At 45.3% G+C, this 13,147-nt stretch carries 10 protein-coding genes; 2 read left to right on the forward strand and 8 right to left on the reverse strand.

The features are described 5' to 3' along the window. Positions 1-23: 23 nt before the first annotated feature. From ACUB3H_RS03920 to ACUB3H_RS03930, 3 genes are all read right to left on the reverse strand, one after another. Complete coding sequence (locus ACUB3H_RS03920) at positions 24-3,335, reverse strand: SH3 domain-containing protein (RefSeq protein WP_459129352.1); 3,312 nt, start codon at positions 3,333-3,335, stop codon at positions 24-26. A gap of 171 nt (positions 3,336-3,506) precedes the next feature. Then, on the reverse strand, positions 3,507-4,535 hold the full coding sequence (locus ACUB3H_RS03925) for a D-alanyl-D-alanine carboxypeptidase family protein (RefSeq protein WP_459129353.1): 1,029 nt from the start codon (positions 4,533-4,535) through the stop codon (positions 3,507-3,509). Continuing rightward, positions 4,525-5,586, reverse strand: coding sequence for a polysaccharide deacetylase family protein (locus tag ACUB3H_RS03930; protein WP_459129354.1), 1,062 nt, complete (start codon positions 5,584-5,586; stop codon positions 4,525-4,527). Before ACUB3H_RS03930 ends, ACUB3H_RS03925 begins: the two co-directional genes overlap by 11 nt. A 149-nt stretch (positions 5,587-5,735) precedes the next feature. Here ACUB3H_RS03930 and ACUB3H_RS03935 point away from each other — a divergent pair, with 149 nt between their 5' ends. Both ACUB3H_RS03935 and ACUB3H_RS03940 read left to right on the forward strand, forming a co-directional pair. Further along, the gene (locus ACUB3H_RS03935; protein WP_459129355.1) at positions 5,736-6,947 is read left to right on the forward strand and encodes a DegT/DnrJ/EryC1/StrS family aminotransferase; all 1,212 of its coding nucleotides are present in this window, start codon (positions 5,736-5,738) and stop codon (positions 6,945-6,947) included. After that, positions 6,925-7,500 carry a sugar transferase gene (locus tag ACUB3H_RS03940; protein WP_459129356.1) on the forward strand — a complete coding sequence of 192 codons (576 nt, stop codon included), beginning with the start codon at positions 6,925-6,927 and terminating at the stop codon, positions 7,498-7,500. The genes ACUB3H_RS03935 and ACUB3H_RS03940 overlap by 23 nt, the downstream gene beginning before the upstream one ends. On the opposite strand, the gene ispE is transcribed toward ACUB3H_RS03940, so the two are convergent. The 5 genes from ispE to ACUB3H_RS03965 all read right to left on the reverse strand — a co-directional run bounded on the left by ispE (position 7,459) and on the right by ACUB3H_RS03965 (position 13,092). After that, complete coding sequence (gene ispE / locus ACUB3H_RS03945) at positions 7,459-8,253, reverse strand: 4-(cytidine 5'-diphospho)-2-C-methyl-D-erythritol kinase (RefSeq protein ID WP_459129357.1); 795 nt, start codon at positions 8,251-8,253, stop codon at positions 7,459-7,461. The two genes, ACUB3H_RS03940 and ispE, sit on opposite strands and share 42 nt — an antisense overlap. Beyond that, on the reverse strand, positions 8,243-10,081 hold the full coding sequence (locus ACUB3H_RS03950; RefSeq protein ID WP_459129358.1) for a polysaccharide biosynthesis protein: 1,839 nt from the start codon (positions 10,079-10,081) through the stop codon (positions 8,243-8,245). The genes ispE and ACUB3H_RS03950 overlap by 11 nt, the downstream gene beginning before the upstream one ends. Positions 10,082-10,190: 109 nt before the next feature. Then, entirely contained in the window at positions 10,191-10,874 is a 684-nt protein-coding gene (locus tag ACUB3H_RS03955) for a peroxiredoxin (RefSeq protein ID WP_459129359.1), read from the reverse strand. Then, a complete protein-coding gene (locus tag ACUB3H_RS03960; protein WP_459129360.1) occupies positions 10,871-11,287 on the reverse strand; it encodes a Fur family transcriptional regulator in 417 nt (138 codons plus the stop codon). The genes ACUB3H_RS03955 and ACUB3H_RS03960 overlap by 4 nt, the downstream gene beginning before the upstream one ends. Before the next feature lie 89 nt (positions 11,288-11,376). Then, positions 11,377-13,092: a cell wall-binding repeat-containing protein gene (locus tag ACUB3H_RS03965; RefSeq protein ID WP_459129361.1), complete on the reverse strand. Its 1,716-nt coding sequence runs from the start codon at positions 13,090-13,092 to the stop codon at positions 11,377-11,379. Between the last annotated feature and the right edge of the window lie 55 nt (positions 13,093-13,147).

Raw genomic sequence — 13,147 nt, forward strand, 5'->3', positions numbered from 1 at the left:
CCTTACAGGATTAGTCCGTTTTCTTATCGATCCATGATCACGCCATACACTGGAATTTCAAAGCGGAAGCTGAAGTTATCTACCATTTTGTACATCTTATTCATCTGATACGTTTGAGCCTCTGCCCAGCTGACATCGGTTGCATACTGATGATACATGTTGGTGTAGTTCCACTTCATCTTGTAGAGCGTGTTCTGCTTGTATTTGTCTGAGTTAATGTAGTTAACGCTGATCCACTTGGCACCGCCTGAAATGGCCTTTGCTGGTGTATCCCAGCCGTTTTGATAAGCGTGCTTAATGCCACCGTTAATGGGGTCATTGTCGTACGCTCCGATGCCATACATGTTGTAGTAGAGCTTTCCGTCTCCTACAGGTGTCGTAGAAGCCTTTTGTGTCACAGGGTCATAGTAGAGACCTCTTGCGAGCTTACTCGTACCGTTACCGCTTTCTAGGAAGGCATGAGCTACGAGGTAGATCTCGTTTACGTTAAAGGTCTTGGATCCTTCGATAAAGGCTGCACCTTGTCCTTCAAGGGTGCCCTTACCGATGAGAACCTTTTCGTTGAGTTCTCTTTCACTCAGTCCAGAGTAGTGCTTGAGGTTTAAGAACTGATACATCGACGGAGGAATTTGGCGTGTAATCTTAGCATCTACGAGTACGCTAGAGCTCGTCGTATAGGCCGTATAGATCCAACCCATGACTCCGTTTCTATTGATCTTAACCCATCCAGAGGAGTTTCCAAGGACGATGTAGACCTCACCATTTTTTGCCGTTCCGACTTGACTTGCTGATGTCGTAGGTTCCGATCTCATGGCGAGACCATCGAGCGTATAGATTTGAACGAGTGTTCCAATCGGATGGAATTCTTCTGGATTTTTCGTGATGGTTGCGTAGTTACTTGCGATAAAGGCGCGTTGACCTTGGAAGCGAATTTCGATCCAGTTGTTGAAGACATCGATGACATCGAAACGCTCTCCACGGTTTACTCGACCTAGGATCTGACCGCTTTGATCGGCCTTATCTCTGACGTTTAGACCATTCGTTGTAATCGTCGCAACGCCTATGGAGTTGTAGTTATTTTTAATACCAGCTGTGATATCGAAACCGAGAATTTTTACCGGGTCGATCGTCGCTTCGACGTCAGAGAGTGTCGCACTCACCCAGCGTCCGTTCTTCTGTACCGTATTCGATCCACGGTTGTACTCAAGGTGAGCAAATTCGGAAGCCGTGAGTTTATGATAAGTCACTTCAAAGTAATGGGCAGAACCCACTTCGTTTGAAATCATAATGGTCCTCGTCTGCGTTTTCACTTGGTAGCTATCGCGATCTCTCGCTTCAACGGTAAAGGTATATGTTCCTGGTGTATCGGTTGAGAAGCTTACCCCTGATTCTTCGGTCCAGTCTTGAAGGACACTTCCATTAACGAGGTAGCGGTAGAGGATGATCGGTGAACCTTCTGCTTTTGCAGAGATCGTGATCGGCTCTTGTCTCTTATAACTACCTGTCATCGGCGGGAAGAGGCTTAGTTCGAGACTGGTCACTTCCCTACGAAGAACGCGAACCGTTCTTTGTGTCGTCGCTTCGACGCGGTCTGCAAATTGATCCTTGGCTCGAACGACGATGTTGTACGTTCCAGCTTGTGTCGGTCTCCAGGTAAACTCGGTGTTCGCGATAAAGCCGTAGTTTAGCGGTGCACCGTTTACATAGACTTGATAGACAGCATTTGGAGATCCTTCTGCCAATACGTGTAACGTGTTGTCCCAATCGGTGTAGAAGGTCTCTTCGTTTAAGCTAACAGCCGTCACGTGACGACGACGTGCTGTAAAGTCAAAGGTCTTTTCATAGGTGTCGCTTGAAACAGGTGAAGGGTTCTTTCCTGTAATGATGAGGCGGAAGGGTCCTTCAAATTCAGGCTTAAAGCTAACCGTATCGAGCTCACTATAGTCTTTTACGAGCGTTCTTTGACCATATCTTTCAAGCTCAAGCTTTACTAAGGCCTTTGGAACAGTTCCTATGGGTTTTACTTTAAAGGTCAGATTTTCTTTATAGAAAGCTTCTTTGCTATCGGTACTTACTTGAATTCCTGTAAAAGTACCATAGCTAAAGGTAAGGCTCTTCTCTTCTGTATAGAACTTTCCATCCTCACTTCTCGCTTCGACCTTAAAGTTCTTGGTGCCTTCTCCATTCGGTGAATAGCTAATAGAACTTACTTTAGAGAAGTCACTTAGAACTTCTCCGTCCACGGTAAAGCGGAAGACGGGGTTAATGAGACTTGTCGGTAATGCCGTAAGCTTAAGTGTCGTAGGAAGAGCTGTTCCTCCTTCAACCTGTAAGCTGACGCCTGGTTCCAGGCTCATAACCTTCGTGTAGTAATCGAAGACGTAGCCCTTAATTCCGTTGAAACTCACTTGATACCAGCGTCCTGACTTATCGTAGAAAGGAACAACCTGGTTATAGGGAATGGATCCTAGGGCACTCGACGACGTACTCATTTGAGAACGCATCGTAAGGCCGTCGGATGCTGTCACTTGAATCGTTCCCTTGGCATCACTTGTACTTACGGGAGCTGGCTTCGTTACGACATCATTTCTGATTTCTTTCGTGTAGTAGTTATAGATGTAACCACTCTTACCAGCGTAGGTGATGTAGTACCACTTGCCGTAGACCTTATAGAAAGGGACCTCGGCATTATAAGGGATGGCTGTTACGATCGCAGACGACGTGGATGCACTCGTTCGAACGTTTAGTCCATCGGTCGCTGTGATTTTAAGTTTTCCGAGGCTATCACCTGTCGTAGGCGTTGGGTCATTTACAACTTGACTAACGACTTTCGTGTAGTAGTCAAAGACGTAGCCCGTTTTTCCGTTGTAAGTGAGCTTATAGTAGCGTCCGCTCTTACTAATAACGGGAACCTTCGTACCATAGGGAATGGTCGTAAGGAGTGTCGATGACGTATTCATCGCCTGACGGACGTTGAGTCCATCACTCGCTGTAATCTGAATCGTCGTACTGGACGGCGATGGCGGTGTCTGTGGCTTAGGTGTAGGAGCTGGTGTAGCCTGAGTTACAGGCTTCGTGTATTGCTTTGCAATGTAACCTACTTTTCCGTTATACGTAATCTTAAGCCACGTTCCGTCATCGGACGTGTAATTTAGTTTTGTTTGATTGGGAATCTTTGCGAGAATCGTGCTCTTAGTTGTGGCACTTGCTCGCATATTTAATCCGGCTTTCGCATCGACAATGACAGAGCCTGAGGCTGCATCTGCATTCGTAGGAAAGAGAAACAGCGTGAAGATCATTGCGATGGAAAGGACGATTGATAGCGCTTTCTTCATAGCACCTCCTTTTCAATCGTCCCTATTTTATCACAGCTTTGTGGATAAATCGAAAAAAAACGAGAATTCCAACGGTTTGGAACTCTCGCCACTATATTTGGATGCATCTTCACCCGATGGGCACAAGATGTGGTACTCAATAATATTATATTTTAGAAATAAACTTGACAACTATTCGTTAAAATATTGAACAGCGAAAAATTCGTCGAGAGTGACACCGCTTTCTTTGATAAGCTTGGCCCAGTAAGGCCCAACGTAGCGGTAGTGCCACGGCTCATAGATATATCCTGTAACATTCTTTTTTCCTTCGGGATAGCGAAGGATAAAGCCATACTCGAAAGCGTGTTCCGTTAGGAAGCGGTCTGCCCTACTTCCCTTCGTGATTCTTCTGGAGTTTGCCACGAGATCGAAGGCGAGACCCAGTTGATGTTCACTTTGGCCTGGTTTTGCCGAGTAGTTGTTGGCATTCGGGTCTTTTTTAAGGTAATAGTTATAGAGCGTCTTTTGCGTCTTGTAGCTACGGTAGCTTGAAGAGAAGTCGAGCTTAATCCCTTCTTTTCTCGCAGCTCTTCTCATGCGCATAAATTGCATGAGGGCCGTCTCATTCATTCCATCCGAAAGGGACTCAGGAATTGAATACTTTTTATTTACGATAGGAACGGTATTTACGCTCGTCACACCCTTTGTAACCTTTACATCTCTTCTGAAGGCCGTATTCTTAAAGACCATGATCTCTCGCGACTCCTTAAGGACTTCAGAGTCTTTTTTAAGTTCCATGGTGACCTTAATGAGCCCCTCCTTATTAGGAACAAAGCGAGAATCGACTTTTCTTCTTACACCGTTTTCTTCCACTTCATAGGAGACGTCATAGCCAGGTGCGAGATAGAACATGCGAACTTCTTTACTGTTTCCCCAGACGAAGAAGACGTGTTGGGGATTAGGAATGGTTACAAGTTCTGTGTAGTACTCGTGAATCCAGCCTTCCTTTTGATCGCTCGTTTTCACTTTAAGCCAGGAGTCGCTCTTTCCTAAGACCTCCACTTCGTCGGAGAAGGGGATGCACTTTAGGATCGTGCTCTTACCATTGGGCTCACTTCTAAGGTTTAGTCCTGTAAGAGCTGTGATTTCTCGCGTTTCTGCGAAACTCACAGATGTGATAAAGAGCGCTAAGAATAAGAGGAGTAATCTTTTAGCGCGCATTGGTATACACCTTTCCCGGCGTAAAGGATTTTCCCTTTAGGCTTAGAAGATCACTTACCGTAACAAAGGTATAGCCTTGTGCTTGAAGGGTCTTTACGATCGTAGGAACGGCACGAATGGTATTCGGTTTCGTGTCGTGTAAGAGGATGATTGCACCGTCATAGCTATGGCTAATGACGTATTTGGAGATGGTCGCTGGGCTCTTTCCCTTCCAGTCTTCGGCATCCATCGACCAGAAGATCATCGGCTTATTTAATACCGACAATACGCGCTTATTGTATCCACCGTAAGGAGTGCGTAGTACTCTCGGTGTCTTTCCGATGGCTTTTTTAATCGCCTGATCGGTGCGACTCACTTGGCTACGAATTTGTTCATTTGTAAGCTTCGTATAAAGCGGATGGTTCCAGCCGTGATTCGCGACTTCATGACCACCTTGATCCATCTTCTTTAGGACCTTTTCCATGCGCGGTACACTAGCCCCCACGACAAAGAAGGTGGCCTTCGCACCTAAGCCATTCAGAGTATCTATGAGTCCACTCGTATAAGCACTCGGTCCATCGTCAAAGGTAAGGGCGATAAGTTTCTTTCCCCCCTTTACTGGGGCACTCACCGTTCCCTTTTGCTCTGTCACGAGGGTTCGAATGACGTAACCCGTCTTACCGTTAACGCTCACTTGAATCCAAGGAGCTTTGTAGTCTTTAATGATGAGTTTAGCATCGCGTGGAAGCTTTTCTAGGACCGTGCTCTTAGGATTCGGTTCACTTCTTAATACGAGTCCTTGAACCGCTGGATAGATGGCTCTGTCTTTCTTAATTAGAACGGTATGGTAGTCGTAGATAAAACCACCCGACACGCAGTAGAAACGACCTACTTTTTTATCTAAGGGAAGAAGTCTTCCTTTTTCAAAGGTCTTTACGACCGGGCTCTTTAGATCTGCGCTCTTTCTTACGTTTAATCTGTCGCTCGTTACCTGAATCTGAGGTGTAAAAGCAAAGCTAAAGCTAGGTAGTAATAGAACGACCAGTAATAGGATTGCTATTGTCTTTTTCATAAGTCCTCCTTTCTGTAATGATACCACCTATTAGCCCGCTAAAAGACTAAAAAAAGGTAAAGCTTTGATATAATGATCATAGATAGGAAAAGAAAAGAAAAAAAGACCGCGCTTTTATTGTATAATAGCCCTATTGATAAGGAGATTTTATGAAGATTACATTTTCACCCCCCGACATCTCTGAAGAGGAGATTCTAGAGGTTCAAGATACCCTTCGTTCCGGATGGATTACGACGGGACCTAAAGTAAAGCGCTTTGAAGAGGAACTCACAGCATTTACAGGTAGTGCTGAGACGGTGGCTGTTGCTTCTGCTACGGCAGGACTTGAGACGGTCTTAAGACTCTTTGGAATTAAAGAGGGAGACGAAGTCATTACACCGAGTTATACGTATACGGCTTCTGCAAGTAGTGCACACCATGTAGGAGCAAAGATCGTACTCTGTGATGTGAAAGAAAACACTTGGTTTTTTGACCTTGAAAAGCTTGAGAGCTTAATTACAGAAAAGACCAAGGCTATTATCCCCGTAGACATCGGTGGAGTAATGGCAGACTATGAAAAGATCTATGAGATCGTAGAGAGAAAGAAACATCTCTTTAGAGGCGATACGGAGCTTCAAAAGAAGCTCGGAAGAATTCTCGTATTAAGTGACAGTGCCCACTCCTTTGGAGCCGTCCAAAAGGGTAAAAAGAGCGGTACGGTTGCAGACTTCAGTGTCTTTAGCTTTCACGCCGTAAAGAACCTTACAACAGCTGAAGGTGGAGCGATTCAGTGGAAGAAGGAACTCGCTCTAGATGATGAAAAGATTAAGAAAGAGCTCTACTTACTCATCCTCCACGGTCAAAGTAAGTCGGCGTTAGAAAAGAGCTTAGCGGGAAGCTGGGAGTACGACATCGTGCACCTAGGCTACAAGGCCAACATGACAGACATCTTTGCATCCATTGGTCTCGTACAGCTAAAACGCTACCCAGAGCTTCTAGAGAAGCGAAGAAACATCGTAAGAAAGTACAATGAAGCCTTTAAAGACGAGCGCTTTCAAGTCTTAGAGCACCTAGGAGATGACTACACCTCAAGCTGTCACCTCTACCTCATTCGACTTCTTGGTGAAACATCAGACTGTAGAAATGCACTCATTAAGAAGCTTGCAGAAAAAGAGATTGCTGCAAACGTTCACTATAAGCCTCTTCCCCTCTTTACAGCCTATAAAAACTTAGGCTTTAAGATGGAAGATTACCCTGAAAGCTTCAAGCAATATGAAAACGTATTAACGCTACCCTTGCACACTCTACTAACGGAAGAACAGACTGACTACATCATTAAGTCCTTCTTGGAGAGTTATCATGATTGTAAAAAGGATTTTTGATTTTACCGCGTCCTTTTTTGGTTTAATCGTACTCCTACCGTTCTTTATCATCTTTGCACCCATTCTCATACTTACGAATGGTCTTCCGATTCTTTTTAAGCAAGAACGCATCGGAAAGAATGGCGTGCCCTTTAAGATCCTTAAGCTAAGGACCATGAAAGATGAAAAAGGACCGATGGTGACAAAAAATAATGACCCTCGTATAACGAGAGTCGGAAGGTTCTTAAGAAAGACAAAGCTCGATGAGCTTCCACAGCTCATTAACGTCCTAAAGGGAGAGATGAGCTTTGTAGGGCCGAGACCAGAGGTTAAAAAGTATGTCGACCTCTACACAGAAGAACAAAGAAAAGTCCTACAGGTTCCTCCAGGAATTACAGATCCTGCTTCGATTGAGTATCGTAATGAAGGAGCACTCTTAGAGGCTTCAAAAGACCCTGAAAAGACGTATATTGAAGAAATCATGCCTAAAAAGCTTTCGATGAACCTCGAATACCTCGAGGAAAGGACTTTTTTAAAGGATATTGGAATCATCTTTAAGACTATCTTCGGATAGTCTTTTTGATTCGAATAAAAAGGACTCACCGGGAAGTTTCTCTTGAACTTTAAGTGCTTCCTCACGTGTTAAAAAGAGACTAAAAAGCGATGTCCCTGAGCCACTCATGGCCGTATAGTAAGCGCCTTCTCTTAGAATTTCTTTAAACGCTTTTAAACGCGGTTCTAAGCGCATAGCAGGTGCTTCTAGATCATTACCCTTAGAACCGTAGTCAGAGGGTTTTAGCTCCTTATAGACGTCTTTTGTAGAGAGGGAAAAGGATGGCTTAAAAAGCACGAGGTAGGGCACAGAAAAGGGTGCAACGGGAGAAAGAATCGTTCCCGTGCCCGTAGCGAGCTGAATGGTGTCAGATAAGAAGAAGGGTACGTCACTACCTAACTGTGAGGCGATAGCATGAAGGGTTTCATCGTCTACAGGTAGTGAAAAGAGCGATCTTAGCGCTAAGAGGGTCTTTGCAGCATCACTGCTACCTCCCCCTAGTCCTGCGCCAAAGGGAATGCGCTTTTCTAAGTGGATGGTGACGGGAGGTACCGTGACGTGCTCTCTAAGAAGAAAAAGAGCACGAAGGACGAGATTTCCTTCACGTAAGGAAGACTCTGAACACGTAAAGTGATCAGAGTCTGAAGGATTGATATGAAGAGTGTCGTAGAGAGGAATGGGCATCATAAGGGTTTTTAACAGATGATAGCCGTCCTCACGCTTACCTAGAATCTCAAGATTTAGGTTAATTTTCGCAGGTGCTTTAATGATCATAACCGGCTCGATTCGGCTTATAGGTATCTACAATCTCGGTGAGATATTGGATCAAACGATCGGTTTCGTTGGTCATAGCGATCTCACGAAGGACCTTTAAGCGCTCCATGAGAACGGGAAGTTCTGTAACGGGAGGCGATTCGATCCAAATTTTTTCATACTGTGTCTTTTTCGCTTTGCTCTTATCTAAGAGGAGCTCTTCGTAGAGTTTCTCACCCGGTCTTAAGCCTGTAATCTCAATCTTAATGTCCTTATCGAGTTCGAGTCCACTCAAGCGAATCATGTCCTTTGCAAGGTCAATGATCTTAACGGGCTTACCCATATCTAGAATGAACACTTCTCCCCCGCTTGCAAGACTTCCTGCAGCAAGAACGAGTTCACTCGCTTCAGGGATGGTCATAAAGTAGCGGTTAATGTCTTCATGCGTTACGGTTACAGGACCGCCGTCACGAATCTGCTTACGAAAGAGCGGAATGACAGAGCCGGAAGAACCTAGGACATTACCGAAGCGGACAGCGACAAAGTCGGTCTCACTTACAGGGTCATAGGCTTGAACGATCATCTCACCGAGACGCTTTGTGGTACCCATGACGTTTGTCGGGTTTACGGCCTTATCGGTAGAGATCATGACAAACTTTTCGACGTTAAATTCGTCACTTAAGCTTGCGAGGTTTAGGGTGCCAAAGACGTTATTAAGAACTGCCGACTGCGGAGAATCCTCCATGAGAGGAACGTGCTTATGGGCTGCCGCATGAAAGACGATCTCTGGCTTATGAGACTCAAAGATCGTGCGCATACGGTCGCAGTTACGAACAGAGTCAATAAGAACTACGAGGTTTAAGTCGGGATAGTTCTTACGAAGCTCAAGCTGAAGATTATAGACGTTGTTTTCGTATATGTCTAAGAGGATGAGTTCAGCTGGTTTGAAGGATGCAATCTGTCTCGAAAGCTCGCTACCGATAGAACCACCGCCTCCCGTCACAAGAACTCGTTTTCCTGTCAAGAAAGCCCTCATCTTGTCGTGATCGAGTTCGATCGGATCACGATGTAAGAGGTCTTCGATGGAGACTTCACGGATATCTGTGAACTTAAAGTCTGGGGAGATAAATTGGTAGACGCCGGGAACGGTACGAACCTTGGCCTTTGTAGTATAAGCGCGTTCAATGATGTCCTTACGGTCTTCATCGGAAGCCGAAGGAAGCGCGATAATAATCTCATCGACTTCATACGTCTCTACAAGTCGAGCGAGATCTTCACGACCGCCTGCAACTCGTACACCGTGAATCGTACGGCCAATCTTCTTCTTATCGTCGTCTACAAAGCCTACGATGTTATAGCCTAGGTGAGGGTTTCTTCGAACTTCTCGAAGCACGAGATCTCCAGCTTCACCAGCACCGACAATGAGAAGGCGTTTTGCTGTTCCATTCTTTTTAAAGAGGTTTGGACCCCTTGCCACACGGTAGAGCACGCGAACGCCAGCTAAGAAAAATGCATCTAAGATGACGACGACGGGATAAATGCCCTTTGGAATGCGGCTATTAATGAGAATGAGTATTGCAATGGAGATAAAGTTTGCTATAGCACTCATGACAAAGAGGTACATGTACTCCTTGACACTTGCGAAAGACCACATGATGCGGTAAAGGCCAGTAGCTATGTAAACGATAAGCTTAATGGCAACAATGAGTGCCATCCACTGAAATACGATATTTTGATATAATTCGATAAATTCTTTTACGCTAAAGCGAATGTGAAGCCCGATCCAGTAGCTAAGAACGATGATCAGCGCATCCACAAGGACTAGCGAATACTTCTTCAAACGATCCATGAATACTCCTTAAATGATTCTTAGTACATTATACAATGAAAAGGTTTTGAATCAAAGAAAAGGAGAGGAAAAAAATAAAGGGCAGGAAAACCTGCCCCCACGGAGGAAACTACTTACCGCTATCTTTCTTAAAGGTTAGGAACCAGTCCTTCATCTCGTAGCCATCTCCCTTAGCAATCTCTTTAATCTCTTGGATTGCTCCACATGTTCCTGGAGGTGGAACGATGACATCCTTACCTGGCTCCCAGTTTGCTGGAAGTGCAACGCCATCCTTCTCAGACTTTTGAAGACCTAAGAGAATGCGTTTAATCTCTTTAAAGTTACGACCTAAGCTCGATGGATAGTAGAGAATGGTCTTAACGATGCCTTCTGGATCGACAAAGAAGACGGCACGTACAGCGCTCGTGTCGCTCTCACCTTGAAGCATGCCATAGAGGTTTGCAACCTCCATCTTGATGTCTGCAATGAGTGGGAACTTCACTTGTGGCTTCTCGATGCCTTCCCAAGTGTAACCTTGGATGGAACTTAGCCATGCGAGGTGGGAGTGAATGGAGTCGATGGATAGACCAACGAGCTCACAGTTTAGAGACTTAAACTCCTCGTGCATGCTAGCAAAAGTCATAAATTCTGTCGTACAAACAGGTGTAAAGTCTGCAGGGTGGCTAAAGAGGATAATCCACTTACCAGCGAAGTCCTCTGGGAAGGAGATGGGTCCTTGTGTTGTCGTAGCTTCAAAGTGCGGAGCCTTTGTCCCGATTAGCGGGAAATTAATTGTCTTCATTTCTTCGTTCATTTTTTCTCCTTATGATGTTTACATTGGTTACATAGTCCGCTCACAACAATCTCTTCCTGTTCGATGGAGAATCCCACAAGCGAATCATCGAGTGACTTTAGTTCATAGGGAAAGTTTTGAATCTTTCCACAAGAAAGGCATACAAAATGTGCATGCTCACTCACATCGAGATCGTAGTGGATCTCACTATGATCAGGTGACATCGAAGATAACAGGCCGCACTCTGTAAAGAGATGAAGCGTGTTATAGACCGTTGCCTTAGAGATTGTAGGAGACTCGTTCTTAAGTTCTAAAAAGATCGTTTCGGCCGTCGGGTGTGTGTCGTGTTTAAGTAGATAATCCAAGATTAGAAGCCTCTGATACGAAGGCTTAATCCCAACGTCTACTAAGAGATCCATGGCGCGTTCGTACATCGCTCCTCCTTCCTGGTAATAGATAAATACCCGATTAGAATTATTCTAAACATAGAATAGATATAAAAAAAGAGACACATCTGTGTCTCTTAGTTGTTCGTATATCGTTCAAAGACGACAGGCTTAATGACGCCCGTTCCTCCTAAGAGGTACATCGTCTGAGGATTCAGGTTCTTAAGGTAGCTTTCAAGGGTGTTTAATGCCACACTGTTTGGTGATAAAAGTACAGGTGCGTGCTTTAGACCACCAAGAGGTCCTGCGACCAACGCATCGGAAAATCCCTCACCACTTACGATAAAGACGGTCTTTGCTTTATTAAAGTACTTCCTAGCGACAGCGAGCGCTGTATCGTAGCGAGTAGCCCCCTTAACACGCGTCACACTTCGAGCCATGCGTCCAAGAGATTGTTCTAGGGTAGCACTTACAGAACGCTCTCCCCCAATAATTTCAACCGCTGGCTTAAAGGAGCCAAGGAGAAGAGTTTTAGCTGACGATGGTAATTCGTTGGGCTTTACGAGAAGAATCGGTCGATAGAGTTCAGCGGCCTTCGCACCGATCGTAAGGGCGTCGTGGTACGATTCACCAGAAGTGATGAAGTAAGATGAGGCATCTCCTGTGAGACGGATGAGTTCCTTAGCGATTGTTACACTTGTCTCGTAGCGGTTAGAGCCACCCAGACGAGTAACAGAAAGGGATGAAGGAAGAGCGTCTTCTACGCGCTTACTGAGAGCGTTTAAAGAGCCTAAGAGGTAGACTCTCTTAACACCCAAACGTTCGATCTCAGAGAGCACTCTGGAATCTAAAGAATTCGCACGAGTTAATAGAATCGGAGCACGGAGCTTACTTGCTAAAGGTGCTGCACCCAGTGCATCAAAGGGAACGTCCTTACGAGCAAGGATCACAGCATCGCAAGAAGAATAGAATCTTCTAGAGCACTCGATAGCGGTAGCGATGCGGTCTGAACCGAAAAGACGAGTGCCCTTTACAGAAAATGTTGGTCTAACGGTCACAGAACGAGAAGTTAGGGAGTCCTTCGACTGCGTGATCGTAAAGACAGAGTTTGAGGTAATAAGACCGATATCGATCTTCCAGTTCCCGTAGTGATCGACGACCACCTCACGCTTTTCTTTCGAGTAGATAATGGTAATCGTAGAACCGGGAACACCCGTACCCTCTAGAATGTAGTCACCCACCTTTAAAGGCGTCACAGTAAAGGGTAGTTCTCCTCCTACTTCTCCACCAACCTGCATGGTAACACCATCACTTGTGGCACTACCGTTCGACTGGTAGACGTCAAAACGATCCCCAGGAAGCGTCAGAGGAACCTCGATAAACCAGTACCCTGAAGCGTCAGAAACGGTCGTATAGGTCGAGTCACGGTGAATTACAGTAATCTTAGCGTAAGGTAGCGAATACCCAGAAAGATTACGAGAACCGACCGCTACAGGATCGATCACGGGGCGTTCAAAGAGCTTCGTGCGAGACTGTACATAGACGTAGGCTGAAGCGTCATTGGAACGAACGGTTACAATGGTTCCACGAGAGAGTGGACCAAAGGGTATGCGGAAATTTCCAGCTCCATCGATGACCCCAGAAACAGAGCGACCGTAAGAGTCTAAGAGGGTAACGACAGAACCAGGCTCTCCCGTACCAGAGACGTAAGCATCGTCTTCATGAAGAAGAAAGACCGTTAAAGGCCTGACTTCAGGCGTAGCTTCTTCTGGCGCAGGAGCCGCAAAAGAAAGCATTTGAGTCATAAGACACAAGGTAATGAGACATAGTAGTATAGCTTTTGTTTTTTTCATAATAATCTCCACTTTTTTTATTAGTAATTCCCCTAACGCTAGTCTAAAACAAACG

It is taken from the genome of Guggenheimella bovis, from assembly GCF_054492335.1.